The sequence below is a fragment of the Dolichospermum heterosporum TAC447 genome (assembly GCF_024584745.1).
Lineage (GTDB): Bacteria > Cyanobacteriota > Cyanobacteriia > Cyanobacteriales > Nostocaceae > Dolichospermum > Dolichospermum heterosporum.
In genome coordinates this window covers 1,850,573-1,875,685 of the sequence record NZ_CP099464.1, presented here as the reverse complement: position 1 = coordinate 1,875,685, position 25,113 = coordinate 1,850,573, and the positions used below count along the sequence as shown (strand labels likewise).

Below are 25,113 nucleotides of genomic sequence, written 5' to 3'. Positions count from 1 at the left end.
ACAACTGACAACTAACAAATAAAACATAACCAGGGATACATTCTATGAGTTACTACATTGCGCCTAGTTTTCTTGATAAACTTGCAGTTCATATCACCAAAAACTTCTTAAATATTCCTGGGATTCGCGTTCCTCTAATTTTAGGTATTCATGGACGCAAAGGTGAGGGGAAAACTTTTCAATGCGAATTAGTCTTTGAAAAAATGGGTATCGAAGTCACCTTAATATCTGGAGGAGAATTAGAAAGTCCAGATGCAGGAGATCCAGCGCGGTTAATTCGATTGCGTTATCGGGAAACAGCAGAATTAATCAAAGTGCGGGGGAAAATGTGCGTACTGATGATTAATGATTTAGATGCTGGTGCGGGACGTTTTGACGAAGGAACTCAATATACAGTAAATACTCAGTTGGTAAATGCTACATTGATGAATATTGCTGATAATCCCACAGATGTGCAGTTACCGGGAAGTTATGATTCCAATCCTTTATGTCGTGTACCAATTATTGTGACTGGCAATGATTTTTCTACTCTCTATGCACCATTAATTCGTGATGGGAGAATGGATAAATTTTATTGGGAACCAAACCGCGATGATAAAATAGGAATTGTGGGGGGAATTTTTGCACCTGATGGACTTTCAGAACGAGAAATTGCCCAATTAGTTGATACTTTTCCCCATCAATCTATTGACTTTTTTAGTGCTTTGCGTTCTCGGATTTATGATGAACAAATTCGTAACTTTATCCATCAAATTGGCTTTGAAAATGTCTCTTTACGAGTTGTTAATAGTTTAGAAGGTCCACCAGCATTTAAAAAACCAGATTTTACACTCTCTCATTTAATTGAGTCTGGTAAATTTATGGTTGGTGAACAAAAACGGGTAGAAACTTCTCATTTAGTAGATGAATATAATCGTTTAAATCGCGGTAAAGCGTCTCAAGCAAGTTTACCTGTTGTGGAAAGTCCAGTTAGCAAACCTACAATTAATCAACCTACTCATTTAAGTTTAGAAACTCAAGAACAAGTTCGCCAAATTTTATCTCAAGGTTGTAAAATTGGCATTGAACACGTTGATGAACGACGGTTTCGGACAGGTTCTTGGCAAAGTTGCGGTTCTTTTAATATTGATGCCCATTCCGATGCTATTTCTACTTTAGAATCTTGTTTATCTGAATATAACGGTGAATATGTGCGTTTGGTAGGAATTGATCCACAAGCAAAACGACGAATAGTAGAAACGATTATTCAACGTCCCAATGGTAAGTAATTAGTATTTTTTGAATGTAGAGACGTTCTATAGAACGTCTCCGATTGAATTTAATATTTAGCTAACAGGAGTTAAAAATAGTTTAGCTTCTGCTTGTCTTCTCCGTTTCAATCCTGCTTCTACATTGCTACCAGGATTTCTGTATTTTAGAAAAGTTTCTTCAATTTCATCCCACTTTTTATCTCTCAAAACTCTAGTCATGCTTGAGAAGTTGGAACTACCATAGAAGTTAGCACCCAAGTTATAACCAAAACTTAATAAAGCACCCTGTTGATTGGCATTTAATTCATTCCAAACAGGAATTTTTTGCATAGGTGGTAGATAGCTATTCTCTAGCTGAAGCATCAATAAATCATCTGCTTCTTGTTGAGTGATGCTTTCACCTAGTTTCCAGTTACTACCATCTCTTTTTTTAGTAGTACCCCAACCAATAGTGATAGGTAAATTACCACTGAGAGGATCTGGGTAAGCCTTTAAATAACAACCTTCAAATTCTTTGATGAGAGGAACACCTGGAAGTGGTAGTTTTCCAGTTATCCCACCAAAACCTTTTGTGGAAACGCTAGAAGTTGGAGATGATATAGATGATGCTGCGCTTGTCGTTGCTTCTCCCAGGGCATTATTTAAAGCATTTTGAGTATTTTTTCCGACTACACCATCTGCTTCAAGCCCTTTTTGACTTTGAAATTGTTTAACGGCTTTGACAGTATTATTGCCAAAATCACCATCTATTGTTCCTGGATTTAGATTCAGTGCTTTTAAGATTTCTTGGAGTTGTTTAACCCGTGATCCTGTTGCACCTTTTTGGAGAGTTTCACCACTATTGAGATTTAATTTGCTAGGCATTGTGTTATTCTGTGGGCCGGATTTAATCAGTTTAATAATTAAGAAAAAGCAAATTTAAAACTTACTTTTTACCTATAACAATAAGTAAACAATTTCCATCCATTTTTGTGAATGAATTTTTGATATTTACTAATTGTCTGTTCATCAGCAGTAGAATCATTATTACAGTCATTTCCAGTTAATTCAACTGAATTTTAAAAACTTAACAAATTATTAGTAAATTTCTAGATAATCTCACAAATTTTAGCATCATTTGCCGGATGGTAGAAACGGAAATTTTGATTTAATATTCCAGCAGTTGCCATCATGCAGGAGTAGAGTTAAATGATTTACTGTGCATTCAGAATAAAACTGACGCTGGACAAATTCTGGCCAAGCAATCCGAAAGCTCTCCATTGTTAAATCCCGAAATGCTACTGTGAGATGGGGGATAAAGGGGCGAGTTTTTCCGACTTCATCAATAATCCCTAAGTTGGTTTCTAGATGTGTAACTAAATCTGTTTGTAAATTCAAAAGTGGTTGACTTTTGACTACATCCATGTATACAACACGAGGCGGAAAGGCAGCAAACCCGTTGAATGTGATGGAAATTGATTGCTGTTGAATAGCGAATGCTTCCAAAGATGTTTCTAGACTCAATAGGGAATAATCTGCCCATTCAAAGGGCGGCTGTAAGGTAATATGGGGGGGTGATTTTTTAGCACTGTAGGAGGCATATTTATCTGCAAAATACTGTTTAATTTCGTTTGCATATTCTTGGATATTTTGTGGTGGTAAGAGGGCAACGAAAAAGCGACTCATTTAATTCTCCTGCTTTTACTAGATAATTATACAGGATGGATGTGTAAATGGGTAGCGTGTGGCTATGAAATATTACATAAATCATAAAAATATATGAATCAGCACAAATATGATAACAAATCATGATATTTTGTGATAAATCAGAAATTATTCATTTAAAATCTCATCTGAAGATATGGCTTGGTTTGTCAAAATTGAAACTGGTAAGGTTGAGAAACCCACCTTTGACCAATATGTACCTGCCCATAGAGCCTATGTACAAGAGTTGATTACTAAAGGACACAAAGCTAAAACAGGTTATTGGGCGCAAAAGGGTGGTGGAATGATGTTATTTGAGGCGGCATCAATGGATGAGGCACAAGCAATAGTATTGGCTGACCCCTTGGTACAGAACGATTGTGTCAGTTATCAATTATTTGAATGGCGAATTGTTGTGGAATAGTCCACAAATTTTGAATTTTCGTGTTATGATGATGAAAGACCTGGATCTATGCAACTTCAACGCCCAAACTTTGTCAGGACCGGAAGGTAGCAGCAATAAGGGATGCTTGTGGTAGGCGTAGTCTCCGGGTCGCCTTATTTGTAGGAGCTTTCAGCAGCAATGCCTGGTTTTGGAGATATTGTACAAAAAGCTTTTTATCTTGGTGTTGGGTTAGCATCTTACGCTGGCGAAAAAGCTGGGGGGAAGTTAGCCGAGATGCGATCGCAATTTCAAAAATTGGCAGATGAAATGGTAGCCAAAGGTGAGATGAACACAGAAGAGGCTCGCCGCTTTGTCGAAGATATGATGAAGCAAGCCCAACAGCAATCAACCTCTGGACAAACGCCTGAAAAAACAGCCCCTTCCGAACCTCGTCGGATTGAAATTTTAGAGGTTGACGAAGAACCAAGGGTGAAAGAGACGACAAAAGAAAATAAAGAAAATGGCGATAATGTAGATCAACTACGCAATCAAGTGCTAGAACTACAGGAAGAGTTAAAACGGCTGCAACGTGAACCGTAAAAAGCAATTTTTTATTGTGGGTATCAGTAACATTTAATTCTCGTAATTCTCGAAAAATGACGCTGTACCCAAGATGGTTTCAGTTGCAATTACCAACCGTAAACTCGATAGCTTCCAGTCAAGCGGTGTTAAGCGTCATGTTTTTAGCCTTTTAGAGTACAAGTTATGGAACAGTGGCAAAAAGACTTAATAGGCATGATTGAAGCCGTGACTGATGAAGTAGAGCAGTTCTTCCTAGAAATAAATGATATGGTAGACGCTTTTTTTGAGATTACGGAAGAGATTACTGAAGAAGTACAAAACGCATTGGTGGCTGATATTGATACCTTCGCTACTTTGCACGAACAGTTTTTACAGGACTTGACCGAACCATTTTTGGAAATTTATTGGGAATTAGGGGACATATCCGAGGATATAGATCCTGGTTTTCCCTATGCGGTAGAAGCTACACTAGAAAAAAATGCTGCTTGTATTGGTTGTAGTAACTATCATGGACAGGTTTACAGTGGTAATTTGCTAGTCTGTGGTATGCACCCTCATGGTTGGGATGATGAAATTTGTCCAGATTGGGAAAAAGAAATTGAGTAGGTAACTCATGAAGCTGGGGAGAAATGTTAAAAACTGTTAAGTTAATAATTGTCAATCTCTGCATTTCTTTTTATTAACATAATGAGTAACCTTGCACCTGAAACTGTATCTCCAGCAAGTCCAGAAATGAAATATGGTGAACGCGAAATTGCGGAAGGGAAATTAATTACATTTCCTAACCCCCGCATTGGCAGACGCTATGACGTTAATATTACTTTACCGGAATTTACTTGTAAATGTCCTTTTTCCGGTTATCCTGACTTTGCGACTATTTATATTACATACATTCCAGATGAAAAGGTAGTAGAGTTGAAGGCGCTCAAGCTTTATATTAACAGCTACCGCGATCGCTATATCTCCCATGAAGAAACAGCCAATCAAATTTTAGATGATCTAGTTGCAGCTTGTGATCCTTTAGCAATTACTGTGAAAACAGATTTTACCCCTCGTGGGAATGTGCATACAGTTGTTGAAGTCAGACATCAAAAAGCTGTTTAGAGTAGGAGTCAGGAGTCAGGAACTATACTGCAAACGGCTTGATTGTTTGATTCTAAACGTAGGGGTAAAGCAAGAGCTTCATTGGTGTCAACTTAACGTAAAACGGGCGGTTAGAAACCGCGTCTACACAGGCAAAACCCACCTGCGTGGGTTTCAATCCTTGATTTTTCCTTAGTCCGCGCAGGCGGACTTTGTTTGTGTAGCCGTGAATTCCATTCGCCAGGGCTTAAGTTGACACCATTAAGCTTTTGCTTTACCCCTACACATCTGGGTTCTTTGTCATTAGACATCTGGCGAAAATTAAATATGCGTGACATGAAACCCCTGTAGAGACATTTCGTGGAACGTCTCTACAATCTTTACCGGAGATGTCTATTAGCCATAACCCAACATTATCAAGGATATTGTTGGGTTTCGCTGTCGCTCAACCCAACCTACATTTCCTTAACCGACAAGCACCCCTACTAAGTAACTAAAGCATTGCGGGGAAAACCATTTTGTTGAGCTAAGTTTTCGGCAATTAGCTGGCGATAAACGGCTTCATAACCATCAGTCATGTGCTGAACGCTAAAATTTTTGTCCACATATTCACGACAAGCGTAACGATCTAAGTTACTTATTTTGTCAAGAGAATGAATACATTCTGCCACATTATTACAAAGGAAACCTGTTTCACCATCAACAATCACTTCCTCTGCTGAACCCATTCGCATGGCAATTACAGGTGTACCTGATGCCATTGATTCTACCATGACTAATCCAAAGGGTTCTCGCCAAGTAATGGGGAATAAAGTTGCATAAGCACCCCCCATAAGGGCATTTTTTTGTAGATGATTGGCTTCACCTAAATATTCAATTTGTTTACCATCAATATGTGGTTTAATTTTTTGGTCAAAATATTCCAAGTCTACTAAATCTACCTTACCTGCTATTTTTAACTTCCGACCAGTTTTTTTAGCAATTTCAATTGCTAAATGTGGTCCTTTTTCTGGAGACATTCTCCCTAAAAAAGCTAAATAAGATGGTTCATTTGGTTGGGGATAAAATTCATAACTACTAACATCAATGCCATTATAAACAGTGTCTACGTAGTTTAATCCTAGCCGGGGTTCTTTTTGAGAATTAGAAATACTAATATAAGGCTGTTTTTTGCCATATTTAAAGATTTTTTCATTATCGGGAGTAAAAATTCCATGTAAAGTGTGAACTGTAGGAGTTTTGACTAAATTGGCATAAACTAGCGCTCCTAGTCCTACATGAGAATGGATGATATCAAAATTTTCTGCTTGTTCATAAACTGAAGCTAATAGCAGCATTTCATAAATAGCTGGCTCTTTAATTGTAGGATCTAGCCTTAAAGCACGGGGATGCACTGATACTAATTTGGCTAAACTTAAAGAATCTCCTGATGCAAATAATGTCACTTCATGTCCTCGACGGACTAGTTCATCAGTTAATAACCCCACTACTAATTCTATGCCACCATAAGCTGGTGGCGGTACTCTCTCCCACTGTGGGGAAACCTGAGCAATTTTCATGTCAATCTCCTAAGATATCAGATTTCTATTTCTAGTTAGTTGATGAATAAATGAAATAACTAACGCAGAAATAGCTAAAAATATAAAAACCACCCTTCTTTATGATTACTACCAAATCTTATGTTTTATATTTGATATTTTTTGTCTACCTGAGGTAATGTAAATGTCTGATACTTAAGAAATAAATTAGACATAATATAATCATCATGGTTGTAATTTTTAACTTGACTGAGAACAAAAAAATCAGTATAGTATGACACGATAACCAAATATTTGCATTGATTAAGTAGCATGAATATATACAAAAAAATAAATAAACCGCGTGTTTCATGGCAGGTGATTTTTGCACTGATTATATTTGTGTTTATGTACCTACCTATCCTGGTACTGGCTTTTTATAGTTTTAATCAGTCCCCCTACAGTGCTACATGGCAAGGTTTCACCCTGGAATGGTACGGAAAATTATTTAATGACGACCGGATTTTATCGGGGTTATATAATAGTTTGGTGGTGGCTTTTTGTGCTGTGGGGGTTTCTGCTGTTATGGGAACATTAATGGCTGTGGGGTTGGCACGTTATGACTTTCCTGGTAAGAAATTATATCAGGGAATTGCTTATTTACCGTTATTAATTCCTGATATTGCGATCGCTGTTTCTACCCTAGTATGTTTAGCAGCCTTTGCTATTCCTTTGAGTATATGGACTATTATCGCCGCCCATATCGTATTTTGTCTATCCTATGTTGGTTTGGTAGTGTCTGCGCGGATGAATAATATTAATCCCCATTTGGAAGAAGCAGCTTTAGATTTAGGTGCAACACCAACACAAGCCTTTATTTTAGTTTTATTACCTCAATTAATGCCAGGAATTATTTCTGGGTGCTTATTGGCATTTGTGTTGAGTTTAGATGATTTTTTAATTGCTAGTTTTACTGCGGGAAGTGGTACTAATACCTTACCAATGGAAATCTTTAGTCGCATTAGAACGGGAGTCAAACCGGATATTAATGCTTTAAGTGTAATGTTAATTTCTATGACTGCGATTGTGGCTTTGATTGGGGAATTGATTAGAACGGCGGGGGAAAGGAGAGAATAGGGTGAAATTAATTCAAAGTAGAAAAATGTCTTAAAAATTGCATAAAAGCAGGAATATGATATTTAGCACAATTACTCTGTTCTGAGTAAAATTTAGCTATTTGCCTTAATAATTCATCCCTAAATACCTCCTCTGTATTAGTCCAATCACTTGGTGGTTTAATATCTTCCCAATAGTCCTCTTTAGTGTTTTTATCCTTAACTTTTTTAAGCATTAATAAGGCATAAATTAACTCATTCCTGCGTGTTTCATCTGAATTTTCAAACTGTTTTTTCCAGGAATCACGTAACTTTTCTAAATCTGTACAATCTAATCCTGAACAATGACTAATGCGATTAGAAACCTTTGATAAGTTATTTTCTAAATCATTATTATTAATAATAGCATTTGCCATAGTAATATAAATATCTTCAAGAATAAGTTTTTGACTATTATACATAGGAACATTAATATAATCATCAAAAACTTCTTGCAGTTCAGGTATGATGAAATATGCTTCTTTGTGAATTAATCCCGTCACCCAAATGCGATGATTTCTGGCATTTTTCTCATTAATTTGACCTTGGTGATAAAGATTTAAGAAAATTTCTTCTGTATTAGAGAAACCGTAATTATCAATATTTTGGGACTGTAAATCTAAATCAACTATAGCAAACAGCTTATCAGGATTTAAGTATGACTCTCTACTACCTTCTTCATGTAATTCTAAAAGCTTAAAATAAGTATCTATAACACCTGTTCTACCTTGACAATTAAAAAATTCTGGTTTGTATGTTTTCCATGTCTTTGGAATGCATTTTATATAAAAATCTGCATCTGGCATTTGCTTCATTTTTCCGTAATTTACTGTTGTTTCATCACTTAAGTTTAAAATACTACCTTGACCTTCACACAAAACAACAATTCTCTGTCTAATGTTTGGATTTCCCAGAATTTCGTTACAATGTTGCATTAGTTTTTTTTGATAAGTATTCATAGTGGAATATTATTATCTGATTTGATAAGCTTTGGTTCTAGTTCCCTGACATGAGCCGGTGTAAGCACTCGACATAATTGATAAGAATGAGTTGCTAGAATATATTGATTACTAGGAGACCATTCTTCTAAATCTCTAATTATTTCATATTGCCAATCTGGATGAAATCCTATTTCAATTTCATCCATGAGAACAATAGCATCTTCGATTTTATTATACTTTATCCATAAGTAAATGCTCAATCTTTTTAATTCACCATGACTTAAATCTTCAGGATAAAGTTTAATATTTTCATCATTTGTGTCTAACTGGAAGATGATTGTGGATAAATCTGTAGAAATATTTACTTTTTTATAAACCAAGAATGAATTCAAATCATCTAATAATGCTTTATATCGCTTACCATACTCACCTTCAGTTTTTATAGCATCTCTGTAATCTTCATTTATAGCATTTGTGAATACTGTAATCATCGGTTGAGCAAAATCATAAGTAAAAAATCCTGGTAGTTTCAATTTAGACATTTTTAATTCTGAATCATAATTTTTATCACCAGTTTGTTCAAAGAATCGTCTTCTGTATTCGTGATGAGTAAATAGAAAAACTTGACTAATAGGAGCAGCTAAGAATACTTTATTTGATATTTCATCTAACCAGGCTTCTGCTTTATTGATATCTAAATTATCACCAATTTGGCATAATACAAATTCATTTTCTTCAGTATTAATTCCTGAAGAATAATTACATATATATATGATGTTTTTCTCATGCAAGTATGTGGATATTTTTTGCAATACAATATCTATTTTTTCTTTTTCCTGCGAAAGTTCATCAAGATTTAGTTGATATGAATCAAGCATTTCTTCAACTTCTTCTTTAAAATCTGCAACTGGCAATCTTCTTATTCTAGAGGATATTATATTATTATAGAATAATTCACGCATTACTTGTTGGAATCGTCTGTGCTTAATATCATCATTTTCTAGCTTTTCATGAATTTCTAATTTATTAATTGCTTTTTCTAGTTGTTCAATATCTTGTTCTGTTTTATAAATATTCTTAGTGATATTTTCTAGTTTTTCAAAATTAGATAATTTCCAGTCCTCACTATTTTTGTATTCATGATCTTGTTTTAAGATATTTTCAATATAAGTATTATGACAAACTAGAAATTTAATTTCAACTTCTTTTTCACCATCCCAAATTTTGATGATGGCTAATACTCTATCACTAGAATCATCATTAAGTGTAAAGCCATGTAGTAGATTCTTTATAAAAACTTTTCTTTCTGAATTTGTGCAGCAATGTAATAAAACAAAGACTAATTGTAAAAGTGTACTTTTACCACCTCCATTGAGACTTCCTAAAGGAAAGATATTAGGGACAAACCTTCTATCAAACTTAATATCAACATCTTTCAAAACACGGAAATCGGGTACTTGGACTTGTAGTAATTTCATGTGAATTTTCTTCCTTGAGAAATATTACATATTGGAATTATACCGTTAACACCGAATTACGGCTAACCTAATCATAATTCATTTAGGGTGGGCATTATCCATCACTAAACTTTACAATATTTTACACCTTAAACTTAACCGTGATCAGCTTCATGGCTTCTTCGACATCTTCTAAAGGCATAAATTTGGAAATAACCTGCACCCACAGAGTAAAATCTGATTAATATGTCTTGCTTGAAAAATCTCATATACTGTATTTGTGCTAGTGTAACTTTTAATTACTCCCTCTTTTTCGCTTTCTCAAATGAACACTATACCCGAATCCATCCCCAATTGGGAAGAAGAATTGGATAATGCCATTTTTACCTTTGACGATATTCAAGCCGAACTTAACTACAAACAAGCCAAAAACGCACTCCGAAACTTAGTTAATAATCTTGATCTTTCCCCTGTGGAAAAATCAGGGTTAGAAGCAGAAATTCATGATTTAGAAACCATGCTAGATAAACTAGAAAGCATGGTAGTCCAAATTGCTGCTTTTGGGATGGTAGGACGGGGTAAATCCTCCCTTCTCAATGCTTTAGTCGGTCAAGAAGTCTTTGTTACAGGTCCCCTACATGGTGTTACTCGTGATGCACAAACAGTAAATTGGAGTATTAGTGAAGAAGCTTTAGGGACTTTAAAAGCCACATTACCCAGTAATGGTCAATCCCAAGTTGAATTAATTGATACTCCTGGATTAGATGAAGTAGACGGTGAAACTCGCGCAGCTTTAGCTGAACAAATTGCCAAGCAAGTAGATTTAATTTTATTTGTAATTTCGGGAGATATGACGAAGATTGAACAAATAGCATTATCGCAATTAAGAGAAGTAGGTAAACCGATTATTTTAGTCTTTAATAAAGTTGATCAATATCCCGAAACTGATAGAATTACAATTTATGAAAAAATTCGAGATGATAGAGTGCGGGAATTACTTTCACCCGCAGAAATCGTCATGTCCGCAGCTTCACCATTAGTCAGAATTGCGGTACAAAATCCTGATGGAACTAGAGGTATAAAACTCCAAAAAGGACAATCACAAGTTGACGAATTAAAATTGAAAATATTGGAAATTCTGCACCATGAAGGTAAGGCATTAGTAGCTTTAAATACTATGCTTTATGCTGATGATGTTAATCAGCAATTGGTACAACGTAAACTAATAATTAGAGAAGAAAATGCTAATCAGTTAATTTGGAAAGCAGTCATTACTAAAGCATTAGCGATCGCACTCAATCCTGTTACAGTAGTGGATATACTCAGTGCTGTAATTATAGATATCTCCTTAATTTTAGGCTTATCCAAGCTTTACGGTATCCCCATGACAGAAACTGGTGCAGTGAAATTACTCCAAAAAATCGCCCTGAGTATGGGTGGTATCGGTGCTAGTGAACTATTAGCAAATTTGGGTTTAAGTAGTTTAAAAACCCTACTGGGTATCTCTGCAACAGCAACCGCCGGCATGACAATTGGACCCTATTTATCCATAGCTATAACCCAAGCAGGAGTAGCTGGAGTATCTTCATACAGTATTGGCCAAGTTACCAAAGCCTATTTAGCCAATGGTGCAACCTGGGGACCAGATGGACCAAAAGCAGTAGTTAGTCAAATTTTATCAACTTTAAATGAAACTTCAATTTTGAACCGGATTAAAGATGAATTGCTGATTAAAATTAGACTCAGGAAAAAAATCTGAAATTTCCCCAAACTTAAGAATAATTAGGTCAATACTTGGTAAAATAGCCGGCAGTTGCGTGAGTAAAATGATCATGGAGTCAAATTTTCTAACTACGGTTTTTCTGCCCCTAGCATTATTTATTATTATGCTGGGTATGGGGTTGGGACTAAAAGTGGATGACTTTAAGCGAATCTTAATTGAACCTTTTGCCGTCTTTGTGGGATTAATAGCCCAATTGATAATGCTGCCAATAGTCGGCTTTTTGGTAGCTACAATTTTTCCCCTCACACCAGAATTAGCGGTAGGAGTGATGATTTTATCAGCTTGTCCTGGTGGTGCTACTTCCAATCTGGTGACATATTTAGTCCGGGGGAATGTTGCCTTGTCAATTACGCTAACGGCTATCAGTAGTCTAGTTACCGTCTTTTCTATTCCCTTGGTAGTTAACCTAGCTATGCAGCACTTTATGGAAGCAAATTCTTCCGTACAGTTACCATTTATAAAAACAGTGATTCAGATTGCGGTAATTACCATTATTCCCGTAGTTTCAGGTATGGGAATACACTACTATTTTCCCCTATTCGCAGCCCAAGTCGAAAAATGGGTTAAGTGGCTGTCTCTATTCTTTTTGGCCTTAATTATCTTTGGTTTGGTGTTAAAAGAAAAGGCTAACATTCCCACCTTTTTCTTACAGGTAGGTGGAGTAACTCTCGTCTTGAATATATTAACAATGGTCTTAGCCTATCTCTTTGCCGTCTTCAGCAAGCTGACCTCAGGAAATGCCAAAGCGATTACAGTAGAAGTTGGGATTCAAAATAGCACATTAGCGATCGCCATTGCCAGTTCTCCCACCCTACTGAACAACCCTACCATGGCGATTCCAGCCGCTATTTACAGTCTGATTATGTTTGCCACTAGCGCAGCTTTTGCTTGGTTAGTCAATCGAGAAATTAAGAATATTCCTCATCAATAAAGCCATGAATTAACTTAACTTCAGATTCTAGCGAAATCCATTTTTTACTACATGAGATATCTCAAGTTAATCATCACCTAATTTAGCTAGTAATTGACGTATTACATCTGCATCTTTAGCATCAGGAACTTTAATTAAATAAATCTGTAAGTCTTCCGCCGCTTGAGAAAACTGCCCAAGTTGATAATACAACAAACCCCTATCTCTTAATTCAAAACTTGCTTCTGGAAACAACAGCAAAATCCGTTCTACCGTTCTTAAACTCCTTTCTAAATCCTGCTTTTGAAGATAAATATATTTTAAATTAGTCAACATTCGCATTAAAAATTGCCGATTACTCACAACCGCTAAAAATTCAGGTTTGAGCGTCACTTCTTGCTGATAAATTTGTGAAAGTCTTTCTTGACAGTCTTGGGCAAACATCACCTCACCACCATTAAAAGCATCCACAAAAATCCCTATATCTTCTACGTCTGGACGAATCAAAAAATGTCCCGGCATTCCCACCCCAACCATCGGAAAATCAATCCGTTTGGCTACCTCCATATAAACTAATGCCAAAGTAATCGGAATACCCGTTTTCCGTTCAATGACATCATTTAAAAAACTATTGCGGGGGTCATAATAATCAATTTTATTACCATCAAAGCCCAATTCTTCGTATAAATATTGATTAATACTTTGAATAACCCGTAGAGGATAGCGAAAAGAAGGCAAACGTTCCTCTAACTCCATTGCCATTGTATCAATAGCATTTAAATACTCTTCAGTATCAATATCTGGATATTCTTCCTGGGCAATATATAAGGCTGCCTTTGCGAGATTGATATCCTCATCAGGTTGTTGAATCTCTTGGTAAAAATACTGTCGTGCTGACGAGAAGTTCATAAGCAATCAGGATGAGGCTATTAGAGGAAAGTACAGAGTTTTTTGTGTCTCCTCCCATTTTAGATTATTCAAGAGATTTATGGAAGATAGTCTGGATCTATCCGTTCTAGAATCTGAAAACAAGAAAAAAGAGCATTATTATAGTATAATCAGTATAGATTTATAATTGTGACGGCTTTATTAAACTTTTCAAACCAGTTCCAACATGAAACTACCTGACTTAGATACTGAAACCATAGATCGTATTATTGAAATGGCTTGGGAAGATAGAACGCCATTTGATGTTATAGAAAACCAATTTGGACTTTTAGAAAAGCAGGTAATTGCTCTAATGAGAAGGGAAATGAAATTATCTAGCTTTCAAATGTGGAGAGAAAGAGTTACCAAACGTAAAACCAAACATTTAGAAAAAAGAGAATTTATTGCAGGGAGATTCAAATCCCAAAATCAAAAGACTTAAATTCACATAAAATATAAAATTATCTATGATTGGAATTTGGATATTAGGCGATCAACTTTCCCTACAACAATCAGCCTTAAAAAGCTGTAATCATCAAATAAATACACCTGTAATTTTCATCGAATCATTACAGCATATTCAAATCAGACCATATCATCGCCAAAAATTAGTGTTAATTTGGTCAGCAATGCGCCACTTTGCAGCAGAATTAGCACAACTAAACTATGCAGTCACATACAAAGTAGCCACAGATTTTCAAACATCACTCCAAGCATGGATTCAAGTTAATCAAATTACCGAATTGCGGGTAATGACACCCAATGATAAACCATTCATCCAAAGCATTCAAAATTTACAATTACCTTGTCCAATCACCTTAATTCCTAATAATCAATTTTTATGGAGTACAGAAAAATTTACTGCTTGGGCGAAAAGTCGCAAACGCCTATTAATGGAAGATTTTTATCGAGAAGGAAGACGAAGTTTTCAAATTTTAATGGAGGACAAACAACCAATTGGAGGACAGTGGAATTTAGATAAAGAAAATCGTCAACCACCTAAAGGTAAATTACATCCACCCCCAGCCCAATGGTTTACACCAGACGCAATTACTCTCGATGTTATAGACAAAGTTAACTCTCTTTCTCATTTAACTTATGGAGAAATAGAACCCTTTGATTGGGGAGTAAATCGTCAACAAGCACTTCAAGTATTAGACTGGTTTATTCAACATCGTTTATCAGATTTCGGTACTTACCAAGATGCGATGATTACCGGAGAACAGACAATGTGGCACGCATTAATTTCTCCTTATTTGAATATTGGCTTACTCCAACCATTGGAAGTAATTCAAGCCGCTGAAGCAGCATATAAACAACACCAACTACCTTTAAATAGTGTGGAAGGTTTTATTCGTCAAGTATTGGGTTGGCGAGAATATATGTATGGAATCTATCATTTTGTAGATACAGAATATGCCGAAAAGAATTGGTTTGGTCACACCCAACCATTACCTGAATTTTTCTGGACAGGTGAAACAAACATGAATTGTTTACACCAAACTATCACCCAGATCAAAAGTACAGGTTACGCTCATCATATCCAGCGGTTAATGGTATTGAGTAACTTTGCTTTAATTGCAGGAATTTCACCCCAAGCTGTAGAAAATTGGTTTCATGCAGTATTTATTGATGCTTATGATTGGGTGATGCAAACTAATGTTATTGGTATGGGTTTATTCGCAGACGGAGGAGTATTAGCATCTAAACCCTATGCTGCTTCTGCTAACTATATAAATAAGATGAGTGACTATTGTAAAAGCTGTGTTTATAATCACAAAGAACGGATAGGTGAAAATGCCTGTCCATTCAATTTTTTCTATTGGGATTTTCTGGACAGACACAAAGAGAAACTCCAAACTCAAGGACGAATGGGCTTAATTTTAAAACATCTAGATAAAATGTCTTCAGAAGAATTGCAGTCTATCCACCAACAGGCTGAAAACTGGTGGAGTCTTAGTCAGAATTAATTATTTTTGTGCATACAGAGTCAGTTTCTAAGCTGGGGAACTAAAACCGGATTTTAGGGGTTTTGAAGTGGGGAGACTGACGAAAAGAATTTGACCCCTCTCCAAACCTCTCCCCGCACTATGCGTTACCCATATCTTTCTTGACATTCTTGAAACCCTTATAATATGAGGGTTCATCAGCGCTAAACCCCTACCGGGCTATTTATATTTGTTTGATATATCTTCCTTATCAAATCCATGATAACAAATATAAAATCCGTTGTCAATCCCCAATACTCTCTTTTTGCGGTTTTTTGTGGAAGTAATTTATTTTGCAGTTCCAGGATTTTCACAAAATCGGGGATCTCTTCTTAATAATGAATTTAAGGCAAAGGTGGAGTCGTTAAGTGCTAACCTAAAAGATGATATCGCTTGATCTGGGGTTTTAAACGAACCCACTTGTGAAAAATAGCTTCATTCATTTAGGCGCAGCATGGTCACCACCGCAGAAAAAACAAACATTGGTTACATTACCCAAGTAATTGGTCCGGTTGTAGACGTTAAATTCCCCGGCGGTAAATTACCCCAAATCTACAACGCTTTAACCATCACAGGTACAAATGAAGCTGGACAAAACATCAGCTTGACCGTTGAAGTACAGCAACTTCTAGGCGACAACCAAGTCCGCGCAGTTGCTATGAGTACCACCGACGGTTTAGTTCGTGGTTTAGAAGTAGTTGATACTGGATCTCCTATCAGCGTCCCTGTTGGTAAAGCCACCTTGGGACGGATTTTTAATGTTTTAGGCGAACCTGTAGATCAGCAAGGTCCCGTAAACGCCGAAGCATATCTACCTATTCACCGTGACGCTCCCAAATTCACAGATTTGGAAACCAAACCTTCTGTGTTTGAAACTGGGATTAAAGTTGTTGACTTGTTAACTCCCTACAAACGCGGTGGTAAAATCGGTCTGTTCGGCGGTGCTGGTGTTGGTAAAACCGTGATCATGATGGAGTTGATCAACAACATCGCTACCCAGCATGGTGGTGTATCTGTATTTGCGGGTGTGGGTGAACGCACACGCGAAGGAAATGACCTCTACAACGAAATGATGGAATCTGGAGTTATCAACAAAGATAACCTCAACGAATCCAAAATTGCTCTAGTTTATGGTCAAATGAACGAGCCACCCGGAGCCAGAATGCGGGTTGGTTTGTCTGGTTTGACAATGGCTGAGTATTTCCGTGATGTCAACAAGCAAGACGTATTACTATTTGTTGATAACATTTTCCGGTTCGTACAAGCTGGTTCTGAAGTATCCGCGCTCTTGGGTCGGATGCCTTCTGCGGTAGGATATCAGCCTACTTTGGGTACTGACGTGGGTGCTTTACAAGAACGGATTACTTCCACCACCGAAGGTTCTATTACTTCTATTCAAGCTGTATATGTACCTGCCGATGACTTGACCGACCCCGCACCTGCAACCACATTTGCTCACTTAGACGGTACAACAGTATTGTCTCGTGGTTTGGCTTCTAAAGGTATCTATCCTGCGGTTGATCCTTTGGGTTCTACTTCCACCATGTTGCAACCCAACATTGTTGGTAGTGATCACTACGATACTGCACGGGCTGTACAATCCACCCTGCAACGTTACAAAGAACTTCAAGACATCATCGCCATTTTGGGTTTAGATGAATTGTCTGAAGAAGATCGTTTAATTGTGGCACGGGCGCGGAAAGTTGAACGGTTCTTGTCTCAGCCTTTCTTTGTAGCTGAAGTATTTACTGGTTCTCCTGGTAAGTATGTGAAGTTGGAAGACACTATTAAAGGATTCCAACAAATTCTTTCTGGTGAATTGGATGCTTTACCGGAGCAAGCTTTCTACTTAGTAGGCGATATTGCCGAAGCTAAAGCTAAGGCTGAAAAGCTCAAAGGTTAGTCATTAGTCAGTAGTCAGTGGTTTTTTATGCAACTGACAACTGACAACTGACAACTGACAAAAGGCAACTGACAAAGGACAACTAACAAATGACATTAACTGTTCGTGTAATTTCCCCAGACAAAACTGTTTGGGATGCTGAAGCTGACGAAGTAATTTTACCTAGCACTACTGGTCAGTTAGGTATTCTCAGTGGACACGCTCCCATGCTGACAGCCTTGGATACAGGCGTAATGCGTGTCCGAGCTAGTAAAAACGCTAGTTGGCAAGCGATCGCTCTTTTAGGCGGTTTTGCTGAAGTTGATGATAATGAAGTCACAATTCTAGTCAATAGTGCTGAACGTGGCGACAAAATCAACCTTGAAGAAGCCCGCACTGCTTTTAATACAGCACAATCTGGCTTAAATCAAGTTAGCGCAGATGACCGAAAAGCACAATTCCAAGCAACACAGGCATTTAAACGCGCTCGCGCTCGTTTTCAAGCTGCTGGTGGTTTAGTGTAAATTTAACTACAATTAATCGCAATCTCTGGTGTTGAGGGTGGGCTGTTTGTCCACCCTTGTTTTATTAAGAGAACTCCAGAAAAAAGATGAACTGCTTGCAGCAGCGCTAGTTCCCTCCGGGATGCTCCGCGAACGCTATCCAAATTTTACTAAATCAAAACGACTTTTCCTGCCCCTGCTCCCTGCCTTATCCCAACGACGGGATATTTTTTTATTTGCAAGTCTCTAAGTCCCGTTAATGAAATATTTTTGGAACAAATAAAAATCCCTGTAGTGCTTATCTGTTATCTGTTTCCTTTCTTAAAGGTACAATTAATTTATTTTGCACGACTGCTTAATATTCCAAACTTGTCTTATGATTAAATCGACAAGTTACACATATCTCTTGTTACTATTCGTTACATCCTTATTTTCGTTAACAACCGCTTATGGATTCAACAATAAAAGCGTGAAAGGCTGGGCAGGTAAACAAGTAGGATCTTGGCACTGGCAATTACCCAATACAGACAATGGACTTAAGCCTATTGAGAGTTGGCACGCCACCGGTTCTGCGCCCAATGGAGATATATATATTGGTGGTATGGATCATGTTACCAATTCTGCCCTCTATCGCTTGGAATCCAAATTGGGTACAGTTCGGTATGTGGGAGATGCGCGTTCTGCTTCTTTAGCAGCAAATAACTGGCAACCAACAGAGACAAGTCAAAAATTTCATACTCGTCCTCTTTGGTACAACGGTAAGGTCTATGTAGCTACTATGGATCGCTCAAATTTGAACGATGACTATCTTTCTAGCAGAGGTTTTCATTGGTACGCATACAACCCAAACGAGGAAAAATTTACCGACCTGAGTAGCATAGAACCATTAGGCATTGGAGCAAAGCACGTTTCCATTGTATCTACTGCTGTTGACCCCAATCTTAATGTACTTTATGGAGCAGCAGTTCCGACTGCGGATATCTATAAATACGATATAGCCACAGGTCGCACAGAAAACCTGGGACGACCAACAGCTTATGATAAAAAATACCCTTATACTGGTCGGGTGATGTGGGTAGATTCTCGAAGTCGGTTATATTTCAGTACAGGCAATCTTTCTTGGGGAGAATATAATCCGTCTATCTACGGACACATTTATTATTATGATCCTACTAAGGGTTTTGGAGAGTTAAAAAACTGGAAATTACAGGAATCACGAGCCATTGAACTAGGGCAATGTTTGCCAATTCAAAAGCAATGTTTATTTTCCGATGATCGCGCTCATATTTACCGATTTGACGATTCTTTGCATTCCTGGTTTTATATTGGTCAAGCAAAAACTGTTCCGGCTGAGATTTTTTCTTTTAATATAAGTGCTGACGGTAAAAAAGCATATATAGTTACTAGTAGCTTGGGACCTATACCCGCAGATAGAAAAAAGCCCAATCTTCTCTACGAATTTGATCTCACAACCAAAACCACCCGTAAGTTAGTCAGTTTAAGAGACTTAGACCCTAAACTCGCCGCAAGCAACCGCCATACCGGATACAATGCCTAGGACAGTGACGGCAGGTTTTATTTTACTAGTTGCGCCAGTTATGATGGGATCGAAAAGGTACCTATTACCAACAGACAGAACGCTATAGTAACTCGTATTGACCCAGTGCGGCTCAAAGTAGCTTTAGGAATACTACCCTCTTTGACAGAAGTAACAGTCAGTAAATCACCACAAACTGACAAATCAACTTATATATTTACCCGCAAAGGTAACGTGAAAACAACACAAGAAGTGATCTATAAGTTAATTATAGTCATGAAGAATGGAACTACTCAAGAACGTTATGGAAAAATTACAATACCCTCTGGCATCTTATCTATAACTGTGCCTGAACAGCAATTAAAATTAGGAAAACTCGAAGTTATAAAAAGTTGTGTATTGTCTTTAATACCTAATGGCAATGATTATATAACTGGAATCAACAGCAGTGTCAGGTTATTAATGCCTGATAAAAAGTTACATTAAGTTTAAGAAAAATCATTCCCTCCTGATGAAGTGATACCTTAGATGATTAGTTGCCCAAAGAGGCACATATATGAAAAGCTTTCCGTTTTCTCTTGGTAAAAGTAAGCAAAATAAGTTTGTCAGCGTGGCTACATCTGCAATTGCAGCCTTAGCTTTAGCAGGTGGTGTTAATGCTGTTAATGCCACTCCCATAAAAACACTGACAGCAAAAGAATTTACTTCTGTTTCTATTCCCTCTACCCAAACTCAACCCGTAGTTACTCAGTCTATAACTCGTCCAATCCCCTATCAATCAATGGGAATTGAGCCTTTAATCATTATTCCCGTGATTATTATTGGCGGTTGTTTCTTCTTTGGTGGATTGGTGGTTATCGGTGAACGGGAAGTGGGAATTGTGGTGAAAAAGTTCACCCTGTCAGGTAAAGGATTACCTCCTGGTAGATTAATTGCCCTCAATGGTGAAGCGGGTTTGCAAGCAGATACCCTCGCCCCTGGTTGGCACTGGGGTTATTGGCCTTGGCAATATGCAGTGAAAAAAGAGTCGGTAATTGTTGTCCCCCAAGGTCAAATCGCTCTGATTGTCGCCGCTGATGGGGCTTCTAACCCTCCAGAACGGATTTTGGGCAAAATTGTCGAATGTGATAATTTTCAAGATGCTCGGAAATTCTTAACCAAAGGTGGGGAGAAAGGACGGCAAATTGCTTTTATCACCGCAGGTACTTACCGCATCAATACAGCGCTGTTTAAAGTGATTACAGCAGCAAATGCCAGTAAAGAGGGTATGCGTCCAGAACAGTTACAAATCTATGAAATAGCAGCGGAAAAAGTTGGTATTGTGACTACTTTGGATGGTTCACCAATTGCCGCAGGTGAAATTGCTGGGCGTGCTATTACCGGACATAATAATTTTCAAAATGGTCAAAAATTTATTGACGCTGGGGGACAACGGGGTTTACAAGAACAGGTGTTATTATCGGGTTCGTGGAATCTCAATCCTTGGTTGGTAAGTATTGAACAAGTACCGATGACTCAAATCCCTATCGGCTATGTGGGTGTGGTGATTTCTTTTGTTGGTGAAGAACAGGAAGATGTGAGCGGGGCATCTTTCACTCACGGAAATTTGGTCAATCAAGGACATAAGGGTGTTTGGGTTGAGCCTTTATATCCTGGGAAGCACCCGCTCAATACTAAAGTGATGAAAGTTGAGCTAGTGCCGACAACAAACATTGTCTTAAACTTTACTGATAGAATTAGCGGTCAGCATGGGTATGATACGAATTTAACGGCGCTGAAACTTCTGTCATTTGATGGTTTTAGCTTTGATTTGGAGATATTCCAAATTATTCACATTGGTGCGTCAGATGCTCCGAAAGTGATTTCCCGCTTGGGTTCGATGCAAAATGTCATTGATCAGGTTTTGCGTCCCATTGTGGGGAATTATTTCCGCAACTCGGCTCAAGAATATACTATCCTGGATTTCTTGATTGCCAGAAGTGAGCGTCAAGTTGAAGCCTCTGAATACGTTAAATCTGCCTTACGTGCTTATGATGTGCAAGCAGTGGATTCGTTGATTGGTTTGATTACGCCACCGAATGAATTAATGCACACGCTGACAGACCGGAAAATTGCTGAGGAACAACGCAAAACTTACGAAGTTCAGCAAATGGCAGAAACCCAACGACAAATGTTAGTCCGGGAAACAGCGATCGCAGATATTCAGCAAGAGTTGGTAAAATCGGAACAAGGTGTCACAATTGCCGAGTTGCAAGCTAACGCACAAATTCAGCAAGCAACAGGTGAAGCTGAAGCCACTAAACTCAAAGCCATAGCGGAAGCTGAAGGTATCCGGGCGACAGGTAACGCGAAAGCAGAAACCTATCGGACAGGGGTACAAGCATTGGGTTTGCAAGGTTACACAGCGATGCAGTTAATGCAAATTGTGGGCGATCGCAATGTCCGCATTATTCCTGATATCATTGTTGGTGGTAATAGTGGTAGTAATAATGGTTTAGCAGATGGTTTATTGTCTATGATTCTTTTGAATCAAACTAATAGCAAAACCCATCTAGAATCGAAAATCCCTACACCTCCACCTCTTCCTAATCCTGTAGTTGCTAAAGCTGAATCTATTAATCATAACAGTTAAGATTCAGATCCCCGACTTCTTAGAGAAGTCGGGGATCTTGTTCTTGTGAATGTTTTTATTGAGAGTAGTGATAAAATTAAAATTAAAATTAAATTATGGGGTTAAATAAATGACAACAACAGTTGCAAAAATCATTCCCATAGAAGAATTTTTAACCCTGGGTTTTATTGATGAATCACCAGCTTGGGAATATATTAACTCAGAAGTAATTCAAAAACCAATGGGTGGCGGTAAACACAGTTTATTACAAAAAAAATTAATAGCAGTTATTGACACAGCAACAAGTGACTATGAAGCTTTTCCAGAAATGCGCTGTAACTGTGGAAATCGTTCTGTAGTTCCCGATGTTCTGGTGATTGCTACTGATCAAATACCATTAGATGAAAGCGGTGATATCATTAGCAGTGGGATTAATTTTGCACCTCTTTGGGTAATTGAAATCCTTTCACCTAACCAAAGTCAGACTAAGGTAACTGGTAATATTTTACATTGTATCAAACATGGTACTAAACTTGGCTGGTTGCTTGATCCAAGTGAGCGTTCAATTTTAGTTTATCAGCCTAATACTTTACCAGATTTGTTAACTGGAAAAGATAGATTACCAGTTTTAGAAGGTGTGAATTTAATAATCACAGTTGAGGAAGTATTTGATTGGTTGCAAAGAAAGAGGTAAATATCAAGTGCTGGCGAATAGAATTCGCAGCTACACAAACAAAGTCCGCCTGCGCGGACTCAATAAAAATCAAAGGTTTAAAACTAGTGTGTTAATTCTGAATCCCTCATCCTATAAGACTTCATGCACAAAATATGTCGTCATATTTTTATGAGAACGTGCCTGGAACAGATGCTTTCGGTGTAAACTACGGTAACACCAATAATTTTCTGGACAATCCCTCCAAAAATACACAGAATTAACACACTAGCCTCACTCCATTCTTGACCTGAAGTTATTTCATAACTCAAGTCTTGTCCATCAATGTATTCTTGAACAAGATAAAATTTTCTGTTTTCCTCAAAAAAGTCATACAGTTCAGGAATTTGGGAATGGGTTTTTCCCAACTTGAATAAGATTGCTGCTTCCTTTTTAAACCTTTCTTCTGTATCTAATTCGGATGTCGGGGGTTTGATAAGTTCTTTAACAACACAGTGATATTGGGGAGTAACAGGCAAATCAAACGGGTATTCAGCTAAATAGGTTTTGCCAAACCCCCCTTTTCCTAACTCCTTAGTAATTTTGTAACGCCGTTGTAATGTTTGCCCAATCATAATGATACAGAAGCATTTCTGTATATTTTGGCATAATTGCGCCAGAAAAAACAATTATTGACAAATATTTCCCAGAATAGATTAAAGCTATTATCCCTTCATTTCATAATAAGGAGGGTTTAAAAATACAAGTCTTTAAATGTTGCTTTAATTTCACAAAAACTCCACACGTCCTACCATCTCTTCAGGTGTCATCACCTCATAAATCAGAACCAAAGTTTCAATGACTTCTCCAATTGAACGAGTTCCTTTTTTACAGTATGTAATCCCAGGATGATCAAGCTGACGACTCGCAATAATCAAAAAATCTGTATCTTGGGTAAACAGCACTCGTTGCGTTTCCTGAATAAACCCTAATTGGACTTCATCGGATTGAGTACGTAATCCCACACTATTAGTTGTTGTAACATCAATTCCATAACGACGCAACCCAAGCGCGATCGCAGGATCAGCATTTTCATCTAAATGAAAGCGAATTTTTTCACTCATTTCTCAACTGTTTGAGCTTTTCTTGAAGACGTGAAGGATAATTTTGTTTTAGTACCTCAACCGATTCATCCTCTTGCACAGTGAGTGCATCAATCTCATCTCGATGATCAAAATAATAAGCCATTGCTGCATAAACAGATGCCAGAGACAAGTTATATTTACCAGCAATTTCTACCAGAGAATACCCCAGTTTTAAATGTAGAACTGCTATATCCTCTACTGCAATACGAGTACCAGCAATTCGGGGTTTTCCACTTCGGACATTAGCAGCAATTTCGATGTATTCTTGACTAACTAACTGCATCAATAAATTTTTCACCTCCGTCTAACTTAAAATTATAAGATAATTAGCGCGGTATCTCCACAAAATTGAGGAAAAATAGATGAGTTTATTAAAAAATCAGGTTGCAATAGTCACAGGTGCATCACGGGGAATTGGTAGAGCGATCGCTATCCAATTAGCCTCCCAAGGTGCAAAAGTAGTTGTTAACTACGCTAGTTCCAGCACAGCAGCAGATGAAGTAGTCGCAGAAATTACAGCAGCAGGAGGAGAAGCCATCGCCCTCCAAGCAGATGTTTCTCAAGAAAATCAAGTAGATACACTCATTAAAACCACCTTAGAAAAATTCCAGCGCGTGGATATCTTAGTCAATAACGCAGGTATTACCCGTGATACCCTGCTATTAAGAATGAAATTAGCAGAATGGCAAGCAGTTATAGACCTAAATTTAACTGGTGTATTTTTATGTACAAAAGCTGTAAGTAAAATTATGCTTAAACAACGTTCGGGGCGGATTATTAACATCGCTTCCGTCGCGGGACAAATGGGCAACCCTGGACAGGCAAACTACAGCGCAGCCAAAGCCGGAGTAATTGGCTTTACCAAAACAGTAGCTAAAGAACTCTCTTCTCGTGGCATCACTGTCAATGCCGTTGCTCCTGGTTTTATTACCACTGACATGACCAGCGATATCAAAGCCGATGGTATCCTGCAATATATCCCCCTGGGGCGTTTTGGTAAACCAGAAGAAATTGCTGGCATGGTGCGCTTTTTAGCATCAGATCCCGCCGCAGCTTATATCACAGGACAAGTATTTAATGTTGATGGCGGTATGGTGATGTAGTTTTATAATACTCAGATCCC

Annotated in this window: 26 protein-coding genes and 1 other RNA gene; 18 read left to right on the top strand and 9 right to left on the bottom strand. The window is 37.7% G+C overall.

What is annotated here, in order from left to right; all coding sequences use genetic code 11:
- The first annotated feature begins 44 nt into the window (after nucleotides 1-44).
- Nucleotides 45-1,268, top strand: a complete 1,224-nt coding sequence (locus NG743_RS08535; protein WP_027403999.1) for a RuBisCO small subunit-like domain-containing protein — start codon at nucleotides 45-47, stop codon at nucleotides 1,266-1,268.
- 57 nt (nucleotides 1,269-1,325) lie between these two features.
- On the opposite strand, the gene NG743_RS08530 is transcribed toward NG743_RS08535, so the two are convergent.
- Together NG743_RS08530 and NG743_RS08525 are read right to left on the bottom strand one after the other, a co-directional pair.
- On the bottom strand, nucleotides 1,326-2,114 hold the full coding sequence (locus NG743_RS08530; protein WP_027404000.1) for a glycoside hydrolase family protein: 789 nt from the start codon (nucleotides 2,112-2,114) through the stop codon (nucleotides 1,326-1,328).
- Between the two features lie 249 nt (nucleotides 2,115-2,363).
- Nucleotides 2,364-2,915 (bottom strand): 2'-5' RNA ligase family protein, encoded by a 552-nt coding sequence (locus tag NG743_RS08525; RefSeq protein ID WP_027404001.1) that lies wholly within the window; start codon nucleotides 2,913-2,915, stop codon nucleotides 2,364-2,366.
- A 175-nt stretch (nucleotides 2,916-3,090) separates the two neighbouring features.
- On the opposite strand from NG743_RS08525, the gene NG743_RS08520 reads away from it, so the two are divergent.
- The 5 genes from NG743_RS08520 (at nucleotide 3,091) to queF (ending at nucleotide 5,004) form a co-directional block, all read left to right on the top strand.
- The gene (locus NG743_RS08520; protein ID WP_027404002.1) at nucleotides 3,091-3,357 is read left to right on the top strand and encodes a YciI family protein; all 267 of its coding nucleotides are present in this window, start codon (nucleotides 3,091-3,093) and stop codon (nucleotides 3,355-3,357) included.
- Nucleotides 3,358-3,394: 37 nt separating this feature from the next.
- Nucleotides 3,395-3,491: signal recognition particle sRNA small type (gene ffs, locus NG743_RS08515), an RNA gene on the top strand.
- A 25-nt stretch (nucleotides 3,492-3,516) separates the two neighbouring features.
- Nucleotides 3,517-3,918: a phasin family protein gene (locus NG743_RS08510; RefSeq protein WP_027404003.1), complete on the top strand. Its 402-nt coding sequence runs from the start codon at nucleotides 3,517-3,519 to the stop codon at nucleotides 3,916-3,918.
- A 165-nt stretch (nucleotides 3,919-4,083) separates the two neighbouring features.
- Complete coding sequence (locus tag NG743_RS08505; protein ID WP_027404004.1) at nucleotides 4,084-4,506, top strand: hypothetical protein; 423 nt, start codon at nucleotides 4,084-4,086, stop codon at nucleotides 4,504-4,506.
- Between the two features lie 81 nt (nucleotides 4,507-4,587).
- Nucleotides 4,588-5,004 carry a preQ(1) synthase gene (queF, locus tag NG743_RS08500; RefSeq protein WP_027404005.1) on the top strand — a complete coding sequence of 139 codons (417 nt, stop codon included), beginning with the start codon at nucleotides 4,588-4,590 and terminating at the stop codon, nucleotides 5,002-5,004.
- 464 nt (nucleotides 5,005-5,468) lie between these two features.
- On the opposite strand, the gene NG743_RS08495 is transcribed toward queF, so the two are convergent.
- Nucleotides 5,469-6,542 carry a glycosyltransferase family 4 protein gene (locus tag NG743_RS08495; protein WP_027404006.1) on the bottom strand — a complete coding sequence of 358 codons (1,074 nt, stop codon included), beginning with the start codon at nucleotides 6,540-6,542 and terminating at the stop codon, nucleotides 5,469-5,471.
- Nucleotides 6,543-6,908: 366 nt separating this feature from the next.
- Between NG743_RS08495 and NG743_RS08490 the strand changes: the two genes are divergently transcribed.
- Entirely contained in the window at nucleotides 6,909-7,637 is a 729-nt protein-coding gene (locus NG743_RS08490; protein ID WP_027404007.1) for an ABC transporter permease, read from the top strand.
- Nucleotides 7,638-7,644: 7 nt separating this feature from the next.
- Here the strand turns inward: NG743_RS08490 and NG743_RS08485 are convergent, their stop codons facing one another.
- Together NG743_RS08485 and NG743_RS08480 are read right to left on the bottom strand one after the other, a co-directional pair.
- Nucleotides 7,645-8,613 (bottom strand): hypothetical protein, encoded by a 969-nt coding sequence (locus tag NG743_RS08485; protein ID WP_027404008.1) that lies wholly within the window; start codon nucleotides 8,611-8,613, stop codon nucleotides 7,645-7,647.
- Entirely contained in the window at nucleotides 8,610-10,073 is a 1,464-nt protein-coding gene (locus NG743_RS08480) for an ATP-binding protein (RefSeq protein WP_027404009.1), read from the bottom strand. Before NG743_RS08480 ends, NG743_RS08485 begins: the two co-directional genes overlap by 4 nt.
- 304 nt (nucleotides 10,074-10,377) lie before the next feature.
- Here NG743_RS08480 and NG743_RS08475 point away from each other — a divergent pair, with 304 nt between their 5' ends.
- Together NG743_RS08475 and NG743_RS08470 are read left to right on the top strand one after the other, a co-directional pair.
- Nucleotides 10,378-11,811, top strand: a complete 1,434-nt coding sequence (locus tag NG743_RS08475; protein ID WP_027404010.1) for a GTP-binding protein — start codon at nucleotides 10,378-10,380, stop codon at nucleotides 11,809-11,811.
- A gap of 73 nt (nucleotides 11,812-11,884) precedes the next feature.
- A complete protein-coding gene (locus NG743_RS08470) occupies nucleotides 11,885-12,766 on the top strand; it encodes a bile acid:sodium symporter family protein (protein ID WP_027404011.1) in 882 nt (293 codons plus the stop codon).
- Nucleotides 12,767-12,832: 66 nt separating this feature from the next.
- Here the strand turns inward: NG743_RS08470 and NG743_RS08465 are convergent, their stop codons facing one another.
- Nucleotides 12,833-13,654 carry a SirB1 family protein gene (locus tag NG743_RS08465; protein WP_027404012.1) on the bottom strand — a complete coding sequence of 274 codons (822 nt, stop codon included), beginning with the start codon at nucleotides 13,652-13,654 and terminating at the stop codon, nucleotides 12,833-12,835.
- Between the two features lie 205 nt (nucleotides 13,655-13,859).
- Between NG743_RS08465 and NG743_RS08460 the strand changes: the two genes are divergently transcribed.
- The 8 genes from NG743_RS08460 to NG743_RS08425 all read left to right on the top strand — a co-directional run bounded on the left by NG743_RS08460 (nucleotide 13,860) and on the right by NG743_RS08425 (nucleotide 22,887).
- Nucleotides 13,860-14,114 carry a TIGR03643 family protein gene (locus tag NG743_RS08460; protein ID WP_027404013.1) on the top strand — a complete coding sequence of 85 codons (255 nt, stop codon included), beginning with the start codon at nucleotides 13,860-13,862 and terminating at the stop codon, nucleotides 14,112-14,114.
- Nucleotides 14,115-14,139: 25 nt separating this feature from the next.
- Nucleotides 14,140-15,642 (top strand): cryptochrome/photolyase family protein, encoded by a 1,503-nt coding sequence (locus NG743_RS08455; protein ID WP_257121843.1) that lies wholly within the window; start codon nucleotides 14,140-14,142, stop codon nucleotides 15,640-15,642.
- Between the two features lie 472 nt (nucleotides 15,643-16,114).
- Nucleotides 16,115-17,563: a F0F1 ATP synthase subunit beta gene (atpD, locus tag NG743_RS08450; protein ID WP_027404015.1), complete on the top strand. Its 1,449-nt coding sequence runs from the start codon at nucleotides 16,115-16,117 to the stop codon at nucleotides 17,561-17,563.
- A gap of 89 nt (nucleotides 17,564-17,652) precedes the next feature.
- A complete protein-coding gene (gene atpC, locus NG743_RS08445) occupies nucleotides 17,653-18,066 on the top strand; it encodes an ATP synthase F1 subunit epsilon (protein WP_027404016.1) in 414 nt (137 codons plus the stop codon).
- Between the two features lie 355 nt (nucleotides 18,067-18,421).
- Nucleotides 18,422-19,603 (top strand): hypothetical protein, encoded by a 1,182-nt coding sequence (locus NG743_RS08440; protein WP_152540505.1) that lies wholly within the window; start codon nucleotides 18,422-18,424, stop codon nucleotides 19,601-19,603.
- 141 nt (nucleotides 19,604-19,744) lie between these two features.
- The gene (locus NG743_RS08435; RefSeq protein ID WP_160170646.1) at nucleotides 19,745-20,068 is read left to right on the top strand and encodes a hypothetical protein; all 324 of its coding nucleotides are present in this window, start codon (nucleotides 19,745-19,747) and stop codon (nucleotides 20,066-20,068) included.
- A 70-nt stretch (nucleotides 20,069-20,138) separates the two neighbouring features.
- Nucleotides 20,139-22,214, top strand: a complete 2,076-nt coding sequence (locus NG743_RS08430) for an SPFH domain-containing protein (RefSeq protein WP_027404020.1) — start codon at nucleotides 20,139-20,141, stop codon at nucleotides 22,212-22,214.
- A 109-nt stretch (nucleotides 22,215-22,323) separates the two neighbouring features.
- Entirely contained in the window at nucleotides 22,324-22,887 is a 564-nt protein-coding gene (locus tag NG743_RS08425; RefSeq protein ID WP_027404021.1) for a Uma2 family endonuclease, read from the top strand.
- Between the two features lie 140 nt (nucleotides 22,888-23,027).
- Here the strand turns inward: NG743_RS08425 and NG743_RS08420 are convergent, their stop codons facing one another.
- The 3 genes from NG743_RS08420 to NG743_RS08410 form a co-directional block, all read right to left on the bottom strand.
- On the bottom strand, nucleotides 23,028-23,480 hold the full coding sequence (locus NG743_RS08420) for a protein kinase domain-containing protein (protein ID WP_027404022.1): 453 nt from the start codon (nucleotides 23,478-23,480) through the stop codon (nucleotides 23,028-23,030).
- A gap of 153 nt (nucleotides 23,481-23,633) precedes the next feature.
- Nucleotides 23,634-23,969 carry a DUF5615 family PIN-like protein gene (locus tag NG743_RS08415; RefSeq protein ID WP_027404023.1) on the bottom strand — a complete coding sequence of 112 codons (336 nt, stop codon included), beginning with the start codon at nucleotides 23,967-23,969 and terminating at the stop codon, nucleotides 23,634-23,636.
- On the bottom strand, nucleotides 23,962-24,288 hold the full coding sequence (locus NG743_RS08410; RefSeq protein WP_236630634.1) for a DUF433 domain-containing protein: 327 nt from the start codon (nucleotides 24,286-24,288) through the stop codon (nucleotides 23,962-23,964). The genes NG743_RS08415 and NG743_RS08410 overlap by 8 nt, the downstream gene beginning before the upstream one ends.
- Nucleotides 24,289-24,352: 64 nt before the next feature.
- On the opposite strand from NG743_RS08410, the gene fabG reads away from it, so the two are divergent.
- A complete protein-coding gene (gene fabG, locus NG743_RS08405) occupies nucleotides 24,353-25,093 on the top strand; it encodes a 3-oxoacyl-[acyl-carrier-protein] reductase (protein WP_027404025.1) in 741 nt (246 codons plus the stop codon).
- Nucleotides 25,094-25,113: the final 20 nt, after the last annotated feature.